Raw genomic sequence first — 20769 nt, 5'->3', positions numbered from 1 at the left:
TCCATCGTCAACGATCACTTGATTAAGACCATCTTCTTCGTCGCGGTATATTTATCCGTATCCAACTGATAGTACAACACTCCCGTTACACCCAGCTCCATGGACGTCACCCGGACTTCATGGTAACCGGCCTCATAATCGCCCGCCATGCGCTTAATCAAACGACCATTCACATCATAGATCGTCATGACAGCCGATGTGGCCTCGGGCAACTTAAATCCAATCACCGTCTCCCCGGTGTATGGATTCGGTGTATTCTGGTACAACGCAAACCCTGCGTCTGTTCCATTGAAGTGGAGTCCTATATCCTTGTATTCACCAGCACTGGTATAGGCCTCTGTAGCCGTCACCCGGTTCGATACACTCAATACATCTCGCAAATGAGCAGCACTCTTCGCTTTAACCACAATTGTGAACAACACTTCATCGGCCGCAGCACTCACACCTTCTGCAGCATTCCAGCTGGCGGTGACCACGCCCGGCGCATACTTCAGGTAGTTGTCCCCCGTGATATTCAGCACACCCGACTCCATCGATTCCACCGACACATACGCATCCGCATAGTCCAGCGTGTACTGCATGCCCCGGATCGCTTCAAAGTTATCCGATCGAACTTCAATCCGGTACACTTCACCGCCTTTCAACACTTTGTCCGCCACATTCAGATGCAATTGACCCTTCTTGCTTCGACCCCGATAACTATCGGGGCTCGCCGGATCGCTCCCAACATTCTGTCGGGACAAGCTCAGATTCACATCACCGATCTTCACGCCCGTGAACTCCACATGATGGTCTTCCGATACATCCTCCAGATCAAACACTTCCTGACCCGTCGCCGTATCATAGAACCGCCAGCTCGTATTGTTCGCAAACACCCGGCTCGGATTCAGAACCACTTTGCGCAGCTCCAGTAAATCCAACCCGTCGATCAATCCATTCCCGTTCACGTCCGCTGCAATACGCTGGTATTTACTATCCAGACGCTTCTTCTGCAAGATATGACGTTGCATATCTATCAAGTCCGCGGTACTAACTCCTGCAGAAAAGTCCGTGTTCTTATACGGGACAATACTCACGGAAGATCCCTGATCAACCGTTAGGCTAAAGCTGCCATCTTCTGAGGTCGATACTTCCAATGGACTTCCTGAGCCCAATACCGCTTTCACATCAATCCCTTTCACCGGACTGTTCAGCTCCGTCATAATGTGACCCGTTATCAAACTAACATCGCCAGAACCCGATCCACCATCTACTTCACACGATGGATCAATCGTCGCAATCACCGTCTGAACATGGGTCAGCTCACGGGTGCTGGAGGTATGATCCGCACACCAGTCGACCATCGACCAGGTGATCAGGTATTTTTGTAGAGACAAGCCATGGCTTGTCTCTACATCGTAGGCCTTAACTGTCTTACCAATTGCAATCGAGGCACACAACGCATCATCTAAATGCGATTTAACGGCTGCTGCTCCGATCGTATCCGGTAGGTATTCTTTCGTCAGAGACTCCGGCAGACAGATCGGATCATCCTTCGTACCCATATCTTCTGGCAGGTCAAACATACTCGCTCTGAGTCCGCACGCCGATTCGATTCGAATCACCTGCTCCAACACCAATTCCGGAGTCCCGGTTCCACATCCGCCTGTGATAAAGAACCGACGCGTGAGCGTCCCCTGACCACATTCGTCCAGATCAACCCACACATCCTGGATCAAGTCCGCAGCACAGTTAATCTGCACCACACCATTCATTCCCGTCAGGTCTGTCGTATCCAGATACGTCGTCTGCGTCACCTGGTTCACCCAGTCGATCTGACCGTCGTGACCTTCGACAGCGACCTTCTCCGTCTCCGATTTCTCTCCACAACTGATGCTGTGATAGTCAAAGTAAAGCGCACTATTCGGTAACAAGTTTCCGTCTATATCCGTCGGGCGATTCTGATCGTCTACCCACGTCGGTATATAACGGCCAAACACACTGTCCAATGCGGCGAATGCACCACCCTCATCTACCGAACTACCCTGCTCTCCCAGTGCAGCCGCTTGCGCTACAATGTCTTTGTAAAAACCATTGTACGCTTCACACGACACCGTCAGATCAGGCAATCGCTTCACCAGCTTCACTGCGCTCTCATCATCCACCTGCACGCCCGTCCTTCCGATTCCAAAGTTGCAGCATTGATCCATTACCAGTAATTCCACAGGTACTTCCTCGCACGCATCACCACACTTGAATGGAACTTCTTTCGTCCAGCCTCCTCCCAGGTAGACCATTTCCTGACCATAACCCGGTGTGCCTGTCAGACGATCAAAGATCGCTTCCAGATCGCTCACCCGAAGGGCGTTGCCGTGCTCATCTTCTGCAGAACAGTTTTCTGCTATGTATGCTGCGATCGAGTACAACCACCCGTGAACTACTTTCTCTCCGCAGAACTCCTCATCTTCCCACAGCCATTCGATTTGTTTATAGTAATAACGCTCAACCGCTCCGTCATTCAATATCGTCGACAGATCGTTGACATTGTATTTTGCATTGAATGCAGCCATACTCACCTGACCGCCGGTCACCGCCGTAGTGGCTTGAGTCCGGTCCACGCCCAGATCATCCAACAGGTCAATCCAGTTGTCGTAAGGTGCATGGGGGCGATTGCCATCACACAAATTCACCATCGCCGCATCCGAACTCCAATCCGTTCGTCGGCCCAATCGAAGTCCGATCGCACAATTGTCCCAGCTGCCTTCATCAAAGGATGTCGCACGAGCCCACGCAATCTTGTTCGTCAACGTCACATTCAGATTGCGATTTACAACCACCGTCGGTGGTACATCATCCGTTATCTCGATAAACTTCGTCCATCGACTCTGATTCCAGCAATTATCTGCCGCTTCGTATCGAACCTCGTTCAAGACCCCTTCACATTCCGTGAATGGAATACGAATCGGATCCGTCGCATGCGAATACGTATAGATCGTGCAGGTATCACCGTTCGCTAACACCTTCGTCCGCGTCGACGTGAGTTCCAGCTCTACAGCACGGGTACCACCTCGTACATCCATCATTGCTTTGACGGAATGAATACCGCTGCAATTGTCTATCAATTCGACAGCAGGAACATAGACTTCCGCTTCACAATTAGACTCACCCACACGGTATCTCGTCGGGTTCGAACGCTCCCACGACAGGGCCTCGCCATACTGTTCTCCATTACGGATCGAGGCCTGTACCCCCGTCTGATCCCATCCTTCCGGATAACAGAACTCAAAGATCGGACCCAGCGTATCGATCAGGGTCTGCCATTGGCTGAGTGCTATCTCTATACGTTTCGAAGTGCTGTCGTACGAAGCCACCAGATCCAACTCATCCGCCGTCCCGTCTCCCGCGCAGAAGTTCGGAGTCTCCGCCCAACACGTCTGCGTGATCTTCGTATCCACACCACGTGTCTGGGGACAATCTCCCTGCCACCCTGCTGTCACATCGCGTTCGATGGCGATCCCACAATGAATACCACCTGCTGTCAGATTTACCTCATGACCAGCGGAAGGGAGGCAGATTGTATCACATTCAGAGGTACTAAAGCCTTCTGATGATAGCGACGGTACCTGGATCAATATACATCCTCCCCAAGCATCTTGGGGACCAACTCCCACATCACAGTACGATACACAATCTCCATTGCCATAGATCGATGGCCAGCCGCCCGAGAACCAGTACGGACTGTTCCCATGGCCGCTGTAGAACCAGTCTGCATCCACCTGCTCAAACCCGCCGTCTTCACTCAGCACCTGATCTCCCGACTGCAACAGCAAGTAGGGATAAAACGTAAAGCTTCCCATTCCTGTACTCACCGTCTCCGGCGTCTCATTCCCATCTATGATAGACTGAAGGAATCCATAACCCCGCTGTGCAGGACTCATTCCAGCTAGCAAATTATCCATATATAATCCCTTCACCAGATCTCCGATTGTTACTTCGCTACCATCTGATTGACGCAAAATAACACAACCCAGGTACTCATCTAGTAATCCTTCATCCGAAGCATGCTCCAGCTCCGCAGTGATCACCGTCAATGGCAACTCATACGTCACTCCACGCAGCTTCGCGTAAGGCAACTCATAGTCATGTAAGCCCACAGGCTGCTTCCACGACGCATAGCGCTTCAACACTCCGCCATCATTGGGTACAGCCACCAGCTCGCAGTAAAATGAATCTTCGGCAGTTCCTATAAAAGCATCGGGAGTCAATTTGGGCAAACGGAATACGACAATGGTGTCCGTCAGGGTAGCTAAATTACCATCTTTGTCAAAAACCTCCCAGGTCCGAAAAATGACTTCCGCCGTATCGCTTTCGGTATCGCAGGTATAGGGTTCGATCATCACCCAGTCCGGCTGTACTTGCGGTTTAAAGGATTGGCCAGTACAAGGGTTAATGGCGGTAGGTTGATATTTAGAAGGATCGGGCACTTTCCCGCAGTATACATTGATCTTACCTTCTGCTATGGCGGGATCAATCCCCGGTTGCAAAGCCGAAGTCATAACCAAATTTCCGTTTTTATTTAAGTCGAGAACGGTCGTACAGGTTCCCAACCCATTGGTGATCACCACATCCAGGGTTTTACCCAGGTAAGAACACAGATTAAACCCGTCTAAAATAAAGTCATTATTTCTTAAATTCTCCGCACTCCATATTACATTATTCCATTCATTCAATACCTGAACATCATGAACATCCAGACACGTAGCGTTAGGAGCTATCTCAACGACCAATACACTAATTGTCCCATCCGAATGGATAGCCGGGGAAATAATCCCTCTACAGTTCAAGGTGACGGTAGGAGCCACTTCGATTACTTCAAAATCAAACATAATGCTGTCTTCATTGCCGCTGGAATCACGGGCATACAACGTCACCATAACCATAGAACCCGGAACCCCAAGCGGTTCTCCGACTTCCGGACTTTGAATCACCGTATCCAAAGCACAATTGTCGCTGACGTACGGGCTCAGATCGGGCATCACAGCCATACAATCTTCGTTGACTGTCAGATCCATATTGATCATATCAAAAACCGGTGCCAACGTATCGCGAACCCAAATGGTATCGGTGCATTGGATGAGGGTATCCGGTGTGGAAGAACTGCTATTTCGAATCAGATACAGGGTATAAAGCACCGCTGTATCTCCACACCCGACCATAGCTGGTGCATCGATGATGGTATCCAGCTCGCAGCCCGTGGGTTCCGGTAATTCACCTACCAGATCGAGGTTCATCAGGGTTATGAGCCCTTCGCCGTTTTCATCTAAATATACTGTATCCTGCCTGCAATATTCCCGCCATTCATAGGCACCCATATCAATGATACCGCTATACACCCGGGACATGCCATCCAGATCTTCGGATTGAGAATTCGCCCCACTGTCTCCCATATCAATGGCAGGAGAACCTGACATTAAACGAAAGTTTCCCGCCGTGGTAGGTGCTGCTGATGCCGGGGGGGCATGCATAAAGAGTGGATCCATGGAAAATTTATTATTTCCATTGTCCATGACACTGTTATTATGATTCACCGTGATGAAATCTACGTCAAATAAAGAATACTGAATGGAAGGTGAAGCATCCTCATTATAGAAAACAGGGTCGTTAGAAGCTGAATTACTATTAAATATACTATTTACTATGCTTGGCGCGCTCGTACCACCAGATCCCAGATTGTAGATCGCCTCACCATCATCCGCCGTATTTCCTGAAAAAACACAATTAGTAAACTCCGGTGAACTAACACCTGCGGCTCCGTTATTGAACAATGCTCCGCCATTTACCGCTGTATTTCCTGAAAAAACGCAATTAGTAAACTCCGGTGAACTAACACCAAACACGCTTTGATTGAAAATAGCCCCCCCACTCACTAATGAGGTATTACCTGAAAACACACAGTTGATTAAGATTGGGGAACTCTCTCCGGAAAGTCCGTTATTGAACATTGCTCCACCAAAATCAGACGTCGAATTCTCAATAAAAGCACAATTTATTATCGTTGGATTGGAAATATTGCCGGATCCGGATCCATCATTGTACCAGCCACCACCGGCCTGATCCGGCAATGATCCGCCGGTAGCATTCCCACCTGTGATAACAAACCCATCAACTACGGTGGCAGAACTTACATTTTCTGTCTGAACCACATGAAGACTATTGCCTGTCAGCTCATTATCTTTATCTATATCTCCACTAAGTATGGTTGCATTACAGTCCCAGTTCCGTTCATCTATGATTCCACCGCCGGACGGAAAACCGCCTAATACTACCACACCATCTGGAATATTAAATGATGAATCCTGGTTCATGGGGTCCGGAGTTGGATAATAGGTCCCTTCCGCGACAAATATACTATCTACATCACCTGGACAAATCACCCGCGCCAGGAGTGCATCTTGCAAATCAGTAAATGCATCTGTCCATGATGTTCCGTCATTATTCCCACTAGTCGCCGATGAATCGACATAAACGATACCACTATATGAATTACAGGCAAATTGTGCGGCCGGTGTCAGAGTGATATCCAATTCTGCCCCTGTATCCGGATCGTCACTCAGTAAAAAACGGCCCGGCGCATAAAATACCGTATCGTGCTCTCCGATGACCGAAGTGGTACGGGGATCCAGTGGATCATTGACTACCACATTGTAATAGATTGTGATTTTCTTGCCGGCCGGCAATTCCGGAAGCTCAAAGGGAAATGATTGTGAAAAGCTCACATTGGGTAGTAAAAACACCATAAGTAGTACTGCCACACAATCTTTATAGGTGTATTGGGAGGGTAAGGCTAGTTTCATAGGAGACCATATTGTTAGAACCATCGAAATAAAGATTCGAATATAAAACACATTCCGCATTTTAACACATTATTTATAACATCTTTTCCAACAATGAAAAATTATATCACCCAAAACATGAATTATAACGGCTATTTATATCGCTGCCTTCCCCATACTTAAAAGTATATCCCATGTGACCTTATATCCAATTTACCTCTTTTCCTATTTTTACACTTCAAATAAAAAAAGCCCCTGAAGCTTTTAACTCCAGAGGCTGTATTTCCTTATTTTATAAATGTTCAATTCACAATTAAACATTTAAAATTCAAAATCACTCCACCACTATCATCTTCTTCGTCGCGGTATATTTATCCGTATCCAACTGATAGTACAACACACCCGTTACACCCAGTTCCATGGACGTCACGCGTACTTCATGGTACCCGGCCTTATAATCGCCCTGGATGCGCTTAATCAAACGACCATTCACATCATAGATCGTCATAACAGCCGATGTGGCCTCGGGCAACTTAAATCCGATCACCGTCTCTCCGGTAAATGGATTCGGTGTATTCTGGTACAACGCAAAGCCGCTATCTGAGTTATCGAAGTACAGAGCCACATCTTTCCTTTCAGGGGTATAGCTTCGGGGGACGGACTCTGTATCACCTTCGATATATGCTTCAGATTTAATAATCCTATTATTTATACTCAATACATTCCGCAAATGAGCAGCACTCTTCGCTTTGACCACAATCGTAAACAACACTTCATCGGCCGCAGCACTCACACCTTCTGCATCATTCCAGCTGGCGGTGACCACGCCCGGTGCATACTTCAGGTAGTTGTCCCCCGTGATATTCAGCACACCCGGCTCCATCGATTCCACCGATACATACGCATCCGCATAGTCCAGCGTGTATTGCAAGCCTCGAATATTCTCAAAGTTATCCGATCGAACTTCAATGCGGTACACTTCACCGCCTTTCAGCACTTTGTCCGCCATATTCAGATGCAATTGACCCTTCGTGCTTCGACCCCGATAACTATTGGGGCTCGGCGGATCGCTCCCAACATTCTGTCGGGACAAGCTCAAATTCACATCACCGATCTTCACGCCCGTGAACTCCACATGATGGTCTTCCGATACATCCTCCAGATCAAACACTTCCTGACCCGTCGCTGTATCATAGAACCGCCACCTCGTATTGTTCGCAAACACCCCGCTCGGATTCAGAACCACTTTGCGCAGCTCCAGTACATCCAGCCCGTCAATCAATCCATTTCCGTTCACATCCGCTGCGATACGCTGGTACTTGCTGTCCAGACGCTTCTTCTGCAAGATATGTCGTTGCATATCGATCAGGTCCGCGGTACTTACACCCGCTGCAAAGTCGCTGTTCTTATACGGAACAATACTGACCGTGCTGCCCTGATCAACCGTCATGCTAAAGCTGCCATCTTCCGAGGTCGACACCTCCAGTGGACTGCCCGATCCCAGTACCGCTTTCACATCAATCCCTTTCACCGGACTGTTCAGCTCCGTCCGGATCTGACCCGTGATCAAGCTGACATCGCCGGACCCGGTTCCACCATCGATAGCACACGACGGATCGATCGTCGCGATCACCGTCTGAACATGAGTCAGCGTCCGTGTACTGGAAGTATGATCCGCACACCAGTCGACCATCGACCACGTGATCTCATACTTCTTCATGTCACTGTTCAGTACATTGAGCTCCTTAACCGTCTTACCGATGGCTATGGATGCACACAGCGCATCATCTAAATGGGACTTCACCTTAGCTGCTCCGATCGTATCCGGCACGTATTCTTTCGTCAGGGACTCCGGCAGACAGATCGGATCATCATGACTTCCTACATTCGCTGGTAAATCAAACATACTCGCTCTGAGTCCGCACGCCGATTCGATTCGTATCACCTGCTCCAATACCAGTTCCGGTCTGCCGGCGCCACATCCGCTCGTGATAAAGAACCGCCGCGTAAGCGTCCCCTGACCACATTCATCCAGATCAATCCACACATCCTGAACCAATTCCGCAGCACAGTTAATCTGTATCACACCATTCGATCCCGTGTGGTCCGTCGTATCCAGATAGGTCGTTTGCGTGACCTGGTTCACCCAGTCGATCCGACCGTCGTGGCCTTCAACCGCTACCTTCTCCGTCTCCGATTTCTCTCCACAGCTGATGCTGTGGTAGTCAAAGTAAAGCGCACTATTCGGAAGCAAGTTTCCGTCTATATCCGTCGGACGATTTTGTCCATCCACCCACGTCGGTATGTACCGGCCAAACACGCTGTCCAAAGCTGCGAATACATCATTTTCATCCACCGCACTACCCTGCTCTCCCAGTGCAGCCGCTTCCGCTACAATGTCTTTGTAAAAACCATGGTATGCTTCACACGTCACCGTCAGATCAGGCAAGCGCTTCACCAGCTTCGCAGCACTCTCATCATCAACCTGTACCCCGGTCCTTCCGATTCCAAAATTGCAGCAATGATCCATCACCAACAATTCCACCGGTACTTCCTCGCACGCATCACCGCACTTGAACGGCACTTCCTTCGTCCAGCCACCACCCAGGTAGGCCATCTCCTGACCATACCCCGGCGTGCCTGTCAGACGATCAAAGATCGCTTCCAGATCGCTCACCCGAAGGGCGTTTCCATGCTCATCTTCCGATGAACAGTGTTCGGCTATGTGCGCTGCCATCGAGTACAACCACCCGTGAACTACTTTCTCTCCGCAGGCCTCCTCATCTTCCCACAGCCATTCGATTTGTTTATAATAATATCGCTCAACCTCCCCGTCATTCAATATTGACGACAGATCGTTGACATTGTATTTTGCATTGAATGCAGCCATACTCACCTCGCCGCCGGTCACCGCCGTAGTGGCTTGAGTCCGGTCCACACCCAAATCATCCAACAGGTCTACCCAGTTGTCGTACGGTGCATGGGGGCGATTGCCATCACACAGGTCTACCATCCCGGACTCCGACAACCAATCCGTTCGTCGACCCAATCGAAGACCGATCGCACAATTGTCCCAGCTGCCTTCATCAAACGACGTCGCCCGGGCCCATGCGATCTTGTTCGTCAACGTCACATTCAAGTTGCGATTCACAACCACCGTCGGTGGTACATCATCCGTTATCTCGATAAACTTCGTCCAGCGACTCTGATTCCAGCAATTATCCGCAGCCTCATACCGAACCTCGTTCAACGCTCCTTCACATTCCGTGAAGGGGATACGGATCGGATCCTGCGTATGAGAATACGTGTATATCGTGCAGGTATCGCCGTTCGCTAACACCTTCATTCGGGTCGACGTGAGTTCCAGCTCTACAGCACGGGTACCACCTCGTACATCCATCATCGCTTTGACGGAATGAATACCGCTGCAATTGTCTATCAATTCGACAGCAGGAACATATACTTCCGCTTCACAAATCGATTCACCCACACGGTATCTCGTCGGGTTCGAACGCTCCCAGGTCAGTGCCTCGCTATACTGGGCACCATTACGTATCGATGTCTGTACCTCCGACTGATCCCAGCCTTCCGGATAACAGAACTCAAAGATCGGACCCACCGTATCTATTAAGGTCTGCCATTGGCTAAGTGCTATCTCTACACGTTTCGCTGTGCTGTCGTACGAGCTCACCAGTTCGTTATCAGTTGCTGGTCCTTCAATAGCACAATAGTTCGGAGTCTCCGCCCAGCATGTCTGTGTGATCTTCGTATTCACCCCGCACGTCTGGGGACATTCTCCCTGCCACGCTGCTGTCACATCGCGTTCGATCGTGATCCCACAATGAATACCACCTGCTGTCAGACAGATTGTATCACATTCGGAGGTACTAAAGCCTTCTGACGATAGCGACGGTACCTGGATCAATATGCATCCACCCCGAAGGTCACCCGGGGCCTCCGATCCTGTATCACAGTACGATACACAATCTCCATTGCCATAGATCGATGGCCAGCCGCCCGAGAACCAGTACGGACTATTGCCATGGCCGCTGTAGAACCACTCTGCATCCACCTGCTCAAACCCACCGTCTTCACTCAGCACCTGATCTCCCGACTGCAACAGCAAGTAGGGATAAAACGTAAAGCTTCCCATTCCTGTACTGACCGTCTCCGGCGTCTCATTCCCATCTAGAATAGCCTGAAGGAATCCATAACCCCGCTGTGCAGAACTCATTCCCGCTAGCAAATTATCCATATAACTTCCCGTCACCAAATCGCCGATCGTTACTTCACTGCCATCTGACTGACGCAGAATAACACAATTCAGGTATACGTCAAGCAGTCCTTCACCCGAAGCATGATCCAGCCCCGCTTCCACTACTGTCAATGGCAATTCATAGGTCACCCCGCGCAGCTTAGCATACGGCAACTCATAATCGTGTAGTCCCACCGGCTGCTTCCACGATGCATAGCGCTTCAACAGTCCCCCATCATTCCGCACAGGCTCCAGCTCACAGTATACCGTATCTTCAGCCGTTCCTATAAACGCCTCCGGGGTCAATTTGGGCAACCGCATCACCACAATCGTATCTACGCCAACACAACGTTCGCCATCTTTTGTAGTCGCCGTCCACTCCCGGAAAATCACTTCAGCCGTATCATTCGCCTCATCGCACGATACAGGCATGATCCAATCCGGACTCAACTCCAATTTCAATTCTGCACTATTGCAAACATTAACCAACTCCGGTTTGGGATATGCCGGATCCAAAGGATCCAGTGCCAGGAACGGATCGATGCAATACACCGTGGTGTCCAAAGTATTCTTTATCAGACACGCATTCGGCTTGTCCAATACTATCGTCGCCTCACACGTCCCGTTTCCACACTCATCAATTAAGAACGTGATCCGGGCTGTGATCTCTTTACCCACATGTTCCGGACGTAATATATTATCTGCTATCAATATATCCGGTCCATAAAATAATTCTACCTTATAAAAATCAGGTCGAACGACAGCCAAACGGTTATCTACCAATAACATATCCGGCGTCACCAATATCTCGCAATCCTCACCAAATCCAAGATTGATATAAGCGTGACAATTGACCGCCAGACAAGGTATGATCTTAGCCGGATCCGAATTATCTTCATCCGTCTCAGCCACTCCATCTCCAATATTACCAGCACCGTCTCCATCTACATAGTCATCGGCCGGACTATCGGGTTCACCACCGGCATCGTTATCAGGATTCTGATCAAATACACCATCAATATCTTCCCGATCCATTCCAGACGTATCCTGTGCGGCACTGATTTCTGATACATTGATTAGGTTGTCTGGATCAAGATTTGCATTAACCGTCAAAATAATCGAAATGGTCGTATTCTCTCCTGGATAAAGCGTATCTGTAATCAAATAGGTCACCAAAGGAGCCGCTCCCACCCAATCAGGATTGAGGTTGGCATCAAAATCGTATCCAATCGGAACATAGTCCGTCACTTCAATATTAGTGGCCGGAATTCCACCCTGGTTAAATATCGTAATGTCAAATTGCGCTTCCAGTCCCGGATAACCAACTTCTTCTTCGGTTGTTTTACGCAGTGCCAGATCAAATACTTCGACAAAAGCCGGATCGTGATCATCCTCACTTCCCAGACTATCGCGGGATATACTCTCCACATCATCATCACCGGGCTGACCTGGATATACCTCCCGTTCTTCCGGACTATCACTGCCCGGTTCACTGTCAATATCCATACCGGCTATCTCCATTCCATTGTTCCACGCTTCCAGAATTTCAGCATAGTTCACCCAGCTTCGATCTGTGGGCACACTAATCTGATTAAGCTCCAGATAAATAGATGTAGTCACCGTGTCTCCCACGTTGACCGGCCCTTCAATTACCGTAGTAGCATCTGACCTCCATCCAAACGCCTGATTTTCAGGAATCGAATGATCAAACGCATAGCCTTCCGGGATATAATCTCCCACACGCACACTATCGACCATAACCCCTTCCTGGTTTATGACATGAATATCAAATTTAATCAAGTCCCCATACCGTACAGGGAAGTTCGTCTCCGTGCTGTCTACCGTTTTGTAAAGGGCCAAATCCAGGAACATCACCCCAGCCGGATCGTGATCATCTTCGCTGCCTTCGTCATCTCGGCCGGTGCTGTCAAAGTCATCATCTCCAGGGTCACCTGGTCTCACGTCTCGTTCTTCCGGACTATCACTACCCGGTTCACTATCAAAGTCTTCTCCGGCGATCTCCATGCCCATCGTGTCATATGCTTCGAGAATCTCTGCATAGTTTGTCCAACTGTCCATCATGGGATCCGAAACCGGTTGCAAGGTTTTATATATACTAATCGTATCGAATTCACCGAAGTCTAATCGACTTTCTATCATCGCAGTACCATCAGCTTGCCAGCCTTCCGCTATGTTTTCTGAAAGATTGGGATCAAAACCAAATCCGGCCGGCACATAATCTACTACCCGAATGCTGTCACTGACCACATTGCCCTGATTCTGGACGATGATGTCAAATTTGATTAAGCTACCGAATTGCAGCGGATACTCACTATTCAAACTATCGATTTGCTTGATTAAGGCAAAATCAACTATGCGGACGCGGGCTACGTCATGATCATCTTCATCAAATGAAGGATCATCATCGCCATCCGGGGTGCCATCTTGTTTTGCATCCCCTCCGGTTTCGTCATCGGTATTACCATCCGGAACCGCTCCATAATCATTGTCCGGATCATTGTCGGCATCACTGTCAATATCATCCAACGGATCACCGTCCTTGTTGCTGGCAGCACTGATCTCCGCATAGTTGTCCCAGCTCGTTGCAGTACTTCCCTGTATTAATCGTACAGGCATCTGAATGGTCGTATCCAAACCGGCATACAATGTATCGTTGATCACGTATACGGGATTCTCAGGATCGGTATCATTCCACCCAGAGACCACTCCAGGCACATAGGTCATTCCATCCGGCATGTAATCTGTAATCTCAATTGAATTACTCGGCTCATTGCCCTGATTGTACACCGTAATATCAAGTATGATGGTATCACCATAGCGGTATGGTCCCGGATTGGACGGATTGATCATTTTTGTCAACGCTAAGTCATATACAGCTACACGAAGTGGATCATGGTCGTCTTCATCGGTCTCAGCGACGCCATCACCCGGGGTACCTGTTCCATCGCCCTCAATATGGTCATCGGCCGGACTCTCCGGCTGACCACCCGCATCATTGGTCGGATCATTGTCCGCCTGGCTGTCAATATCATTCAGATCCATGCCCAGTGTATCACGCGACACACTGATCTCACTGAAGTTCGTCCACGAAGACGAATCCGGCATGTCCACCATATTCAGCACCACATAGATACTGATCGTATCGCTTTCTGCCTGGTATAACGTATCGTTCGTCCAGGTAAATACCGGATTCGATGGATCACTTCCATCCCATCCCGCATTCAGCGTCGCATCATCGATGTAGGTGAAACCAGCAGGCAAATAATCCGTCACCTCGATGTAGTTCGTGGGGACATTTCCCTGATTGTACAACTCGATGTTCATACGAAGGGTATCACCATATCGATATGGTCCCGGTGTATCATCACTCATCACCTTGCGCAATGCCAGATCCGCAATCCTCACCCGGGCCGGATCATGGTCATCCTCATCGGTCTCTGCGACCCCATCACCCGGGGTACCGGTACCGTCACCATCCACATAATCATCAACCGGGCTGTCCGGCTGACCGCCGGCATCGTTGTCCGGATCATCATCCGGTGTAGAGTCTATATCATCTAAATCTTTAGGGTTATCGTGTTGGCTGATTTCTGAGATATTGATATACGCACCCACCTCATAGGCATACTCCAATATCAATGAGATAGATATTGTCGTATCCGCACCAGACTCCAGGGGTCCTTCCACCCAGCGTTTTGCTTTACTGCTTCCATCATACACCCAGCCGTCCGCATCATTTTCTGTCACATAGATCAATCCGGAAGGTATGTAATCCGTGATCTCAAATCGATCAGCCACCACATTCCCTTGGTTGAATACTTGTATATCAAACACCAAAGTATCACCATATACCATATCTATCGGCTGATCAAAGGTCTTCGCCAAAGCCAGATCAAATACATCTACATGGAGAGGATCATGATCGTCTTCATCGGTCTCCGCGACGCCATCACCCGGCGTACCTTTACCATCGCCATCGATGTGGTCATCGGCCGGACTCTCCGGCTGACCACCTGCATCATTGGTCGGATCATTGTCCTCCTGGCTGTCAATATCATCCAGATCCATACCCAGCGTATCGCGCGACACACTGATCTCACTGAAGTTCGTCCACGAGGAGGAATCCGGCATGTCCACCATATCTAATACGACATAAATACTGATCGTATCGCTTTCCGTCTGGAACAAGGTATCGTTCGTCCACGTGTATACAGGGTTCGATGGATCGGTTCCATCCCATCCTGCGTTTAACGTTGCATCATTGATATATGTGAAACCAGCCGGCAAATAATCCGTCACCTCAATGTAGTTCGTAGGCACGTTGCCCTGGTTGTACAACTCGATGTTCATACGAAGTGTGTCACCATATCGATATGGTCCCGGTGTATCATCACTCATCACTTTACGCAATGCCAGATCCGCAATCGTAACCCGTGCCGGATCGTGATCATCCTCATCGGTCTCCGCGACCCCATCACCTGGTGTACCCGTACCGTCACCATCCACATAATCATCGGCCGGGCTGTCGGGCTTTCCGCCGGCATCATTGTCCGGATCATCGTCCGGTGTAGAGTCTATATCATCTAAGTCAAAAGGATTGGCGTCCTGACTAATTTCTGCAACGTTAATGTAAGCGCCAACTTCAAAAGTATATTCTAATTTGAGGGAAATCGAAATCGTCGTATCAGCACCTCCGACTAATGGACCAGTGACCCAGCGTTTTGCTTTGCCTGTTCCATCATAATTCCAGCCGTCTGCATCATTATCTGCCACATAACTCAATCCTGAGGGGATATAGTCTGTAATTTCAAAGGAATCAGCAGGCACATCACCCTGATTAAACACCTGAATATCAAAGATCAAGGTATCGCCATATTTCATACCCACAGGCTCCGTGAAGGTTTTTGCCAAAGCCAGGTCGAAGGTACGCTGTTCACTCCCCACATTCGGTTGTGACAACACAGGATCAGTACACAGACAACCATTGATGGGTTCTGCAGTTACAACCAAACCATTATCGAGATTACATAAGCTTTGCAGGAATGATCCGGTGAATGACACCATGGACCCAATAGCAGCGGGTCCGGTGATCAGTACTGAATCAACAGCCATGCCAGTCGACACGCCCATAGCATCTGCACAGTATGCGATAATATACAATGAATCTTCTGCTGACAGATCACGCTCCGACAAAATCAATGAACCACTATATTCTACATACGGCGTACCATTAATAGTGTTGACTGTCAACCCATTAAAAGTTAATTCAGGATGAATAACTTCCAGATCAATAGATCCAGAGCCTGTAATTCCAACAAGGTCATTGGGACAAGGTGTTCCTCCACATTCCAAACCGGAAACAGTAATATAATTTTCAAGTTCGATACTTATCTCTTGGCCGCAAGTACTATTTTCCTGTGCGGTTACTTCAAAAGAATAATTAACCAGATCACCCTCCGTAATAGTCGACGGGTAAGATATATATACCAGCGTTCCACCAGGATTATTGGGATCTGCTTCGATGCGATCAATTTGCGGACATTTTGTCGGATCACCATTGCACACCAAACTGCCGGTCACAAAATCAGCACCCGGAGAAAGTATGATCACTCCGGAGTCAGCACCTACAAAATCACCACCTTCCACCTGAAAAGAAACATCCACCGGGGTATTAAATGCACAGGTAATTCCCTCGGACGCATCTACGGTGAAATCGGGATTGACTTCATAGGGTTTCAATCCTTCAATAAATAATCGATCTGTACCGATTATCGTTCCATTTCCACTCACCGGGCCTCCGCAGGGTCGGTTTCCAAACAAAGTAAAGAAAAGCCGGGAACCTGATCGGTAATCACAATCTGTCCGACCGTGGATCCTAATAAAAACCTGACGATTATTGGGCGTAATATCTGTTGCTGTTCCAGGCAGACTGTCATTAACCAATTGGGAATGATCATACAAGTTAACCGAGAGAACATTTCCGTTCGTAGTAAAAGGAAGTGATTCCAGGTTACCGCTGTTATTGGGGTATTCCCCTTCGATCATATTCACTACAAATCCGTCCGGAAGTGTAATATCCATGCTCGGTTCGACTACTGACCCTGCATTCGCGGAATTAACCGTTAATTCATACAGTAAATCGTCACATAGTTCCGGATAATTCCCCATCATATCCCGACCTGGTTGTGTGATCAGATTTAATTGCAATCGCGAAGGAACAGTCTCCATCGTGAATGTCCGGACATTGTAGGAACAAGTACCTTCATAGGTTACATCTCCGGGGTATCCATTGCAATCCCAGCCAAACTGGACGTCGAAGTTTGCTTGGTTACATCCATCCAGACGTGCACATATGGTGAACGTTTTTGTGGTCGTACCTGCATGTGCTCCAAGGAGATAACGTCCTTCTGCATCCGGGGTAATATTCATTCCATTCTCACTTACAGATAGAATGGTCACGTTTGCATTAGCCGGGAATTCCAACCAGGTATACGCTAGCTGACCACCTCTGGGTCGAACCTGCAGTTCATAACAGGTTGAAGTATTGTTCGCCGGTTGAGATCGAGGTGTTCGTACAAAGTCGATGTTATTCAGGTTTGAATTATTGCCCGTTGAAAGATTTGTTTTCGCGGTTTGAAATTCATCGCCCGGACACAACGGCGAGGTATAGGCAATCTCCAGATCCGTCCGCATCGCCAGGGGCGAAGCACACGATCGCCGGAACTCCACATAATACCGGAGGTCCGCATTTTCTTCTTCATAAGGGAACAAGGTCCCGCCAAAGGCATCATGAACATCACGCACTTTAAACACCAGGCTCCCATTGGTTTGATAGGTTAATGGGATGTATTTTTCAAGCTGCTCCTGAGTTTCATTATTGACTTGTTGGGTGACCAATCGGGCCGTATCATAAAAAATGTCCGGCTGCTTCGCAATTACAATGCTATCCGGTATATATAATGGTCTGAATTCATTGGGGAAAAAGTCGTAAGTTCCCGAATAACCACTAAGTACCCCGCCAATATTTTGTCGGATTTCAAAAAGATACCGGAAATTACGGTCACATCCGCTGCCCGAAAATCCGCCCGGTCTGATATCGACAGATAAGGCAGCTCCCAGGAAAAGCATTTCATCAAACCGTTCACTACAGCCATAAGCTGTACTCTGACCAACAGGAGTAGCTTCAAAACTACCACTGAATATCACGTTTTGCCGTGTGTTTGAAGGCTGATAAACACCGGGGACGATGCTGTACCAGTCCTGGGCTTTTTCTTTACAGAATGCATACTGCGTATTCAGATATAAGGTATCCGCATCCGAAAATGTATAATTGGAAGGCAAATCACCCAGCGTAGATAGGTTGCTCACAGATAAATCATATTCAAATCCGTTTTGGATCGGAACCGGTGCAAGTCCACCAGCCGTATACGTCGTGCCGCCATTGCGAATAACAATCCAAGCCGTGTCTGCACAAAGTAGTCCATCCCAGTTTTGGGTATAGGTTTCTTTATAAGTACCCTCATCCCATGAGCTGTATGTCCCAGCTGCGAAACCCAGCTTTGAACGATGACGGATGGTATCTCCCACCATGGCTCGATTCACATTGACATCGGCAGAGTCAGCTTTTGTAAAAGAAGTCCAGTCTCGGTCGTCTTCGGGATCTTCATAACCAAAAGAAATCCGCTGGACTTCATAATCGTAAATATTACCACCACCTTCGTCACATTCTCCTTCCCCACAATTGAACAACAGCACATCATGGCTGCTGCAATTCAACTCAATCATGCACAATGGATCACATTGTATACTAGTTGATTGACCAAGGGTCAATGAAGCCATTCCACCGACACCTTCTACACATACTGCCCGCACATCAAAACAAATCTGAAGCGATGCATTGGAAGGAGGAACATCTGATAACAACATATGGACGATCAAAGAATCTCCATTTGTCGTCGGCATAGCAGATTGGATTGGAACGACGGTACTCAAACCAATCATAACAGTGGTCGTACTCGGGGCATCAAACACCAGACCATCGGGTAACCCGATCACAAAACTCACATAACTGCTATCTGTGGGAGTCACATCCAAAAATTCGTAATTCGGATATTCCACACACAATGTCTCGACGTCACCATTGTTTATTATTGAATTACCACTGACAATCGGGTCTGCTACCGTTGCTGATCCACCTGTTCCTGAGGTTTCAGAAGCGCTTTGATTGTTAGCACCACAAAGATCACTCCCCCGCAATGCAATGGATGGATTGGAGCGGCTGTAATCGCCGCACGTCGTCGGACAACACAACACGTATCGCAGTTCTACATATACGGTATCCCCGGGCAACAACTGGAAAGAGCTTAGAAAATCACTGCTTTCCAGATCCATTCGCGTCACATTCGATCCGCAGGCAAGGCCGGGATTAGTGGTTGGATTGGCCTCCGGAAAATAACTTTTGATATCCACCCCATCATGGGTAATGGTAATATTTGCTGCATCAATGGCGGTGTTCGCACCATTTGCGCGCGCTGAAATCCGATTGAGCACGGCGGGTCCTTGTCCGTCATTCCAAACTTTCATGCGGATGACACCCTGGTCTACACCATCCATGCAAAGAATGTTGTCCCGGAAATCGATCATTGAATTTAACTCGGGCTGTGAAAACAGAAGATCTACATTCCCATTGATGACATTACCCTCCTGACATATGCTTCCCCCACATCCCCAGGAACTCTGATGTTGGACCGTCCCTTCTGAAAAGTTACAGGAATTCACGGTAAAACACTCTTCAAACACAAGTGTTTCCCCATTTTCAAATAGGGTGTCTCCATTACCAAAATTATTGGCAAATGGAGGAGCACTCAAATCAAACTCATATATTAAAGTACCTCCGACAGTGGATTGAGGAATCAGAGTGTCACCCTGGAATACTAAAACATAATCCTGAAGATCACTTCCCGGAGTGGCCCGATGCTGAAGACTGGTCAGATATCCGGTTCCACCATTCACGATCTGAATTTCCCGACAAACTTTGGAAGGAAGATCATTCACGGTGGTATCCCGTGCAGTGGAAGACGCATAGGAGGTGGATATGGATCCATAATTAATATCATAACTACTCGTGATCGCAGTATCACCCATGGTCAGATCCCGGAGCACACTAATGGTGTCCTGAGCCAGATTGCCGGCATCCACAAAAGCGATGGCGTCACAACCTGCGCTCTTGGCTATGGTAAACTCCACAAAGTTGCCGCTACCCACTTCATTAACATCCGGTGCAAAAACCGGGTTATTTAAATCGCTGACATCGAACTCCGCCAGTGCAAACCCAGCGTTGGCTATCATAGAAAGAGAACCGGGAACATATTCCAATCCATCTGGAAGTCGTATTTTGACCGTCTCCAGATCAGTCGAATCCTGGATCTCAATCCTGAAAAAACTCAAACTATCCGCGCCACAAACATTCACCGTCTGGGGTCGCTCTGGGAAATTCAAAGTTATTTCCTGCCCGCTGAGGGCTGTTACAAAAATCAAAAAGAATACACTTAAAAGGGTAAATTTTGAATTCATAGTCGGCGTGTTTTACATGTTAGATTTAAGGGGTTACTAGGTATTACCAGAGCCGTTGCATCAACAGCCAAAGTCATATTACAACTTACGAAGACATGTTTATTGTTG

The 20769-nt window shown here is 48.3% G+C and carries 2 protein-coding genes; both read right to left on the bottom strand.

Annotation, left to right across the window (positions count from 1 at the left end; all coding sequences use genetic code 11):
* Positions 1 to 14: 14 nt before the first annotated feature.
* Positions 15 to 6833, bottom strand: a complete 6819-nt coding sequence (locus tag KUV50_RS01600) for a choice-of-anchor Q domain-containing protein (RefSeq protein WP_222578331.1) — start codon at positions 6831 to 6833, stop codon at positions 15 to 17.
* Positions 6834 to 7146: 313 nt separating this feature from the next.
* A complete protein-coding gene (locus KUV50_RS01595; protein WP_222578330.1) occupies positions 7147 to 20661 on the bottom strand; it encodes a T9SS type A sorting domain-containing protein in 13515 nt (4504 codons plus the stop codon).
* Between the last annotated feature and the right edge of the window lie 108 nt (positions 20662 to 20769).

This window comes from Membranihabitans marinus, from assembly GCF_019802045.1.
In the GTDB taxonomy this organism is placed as follows: domain Bacteria; phylum Bacteroidota; class Bacteroidia; order Chitinophagales; family Saprospiraceae; genus Membranihabitans; species Membranihabitans marinus_A.
This window is presented reverse-complemented; position numbering and strand designations above follow the sequence as displayed.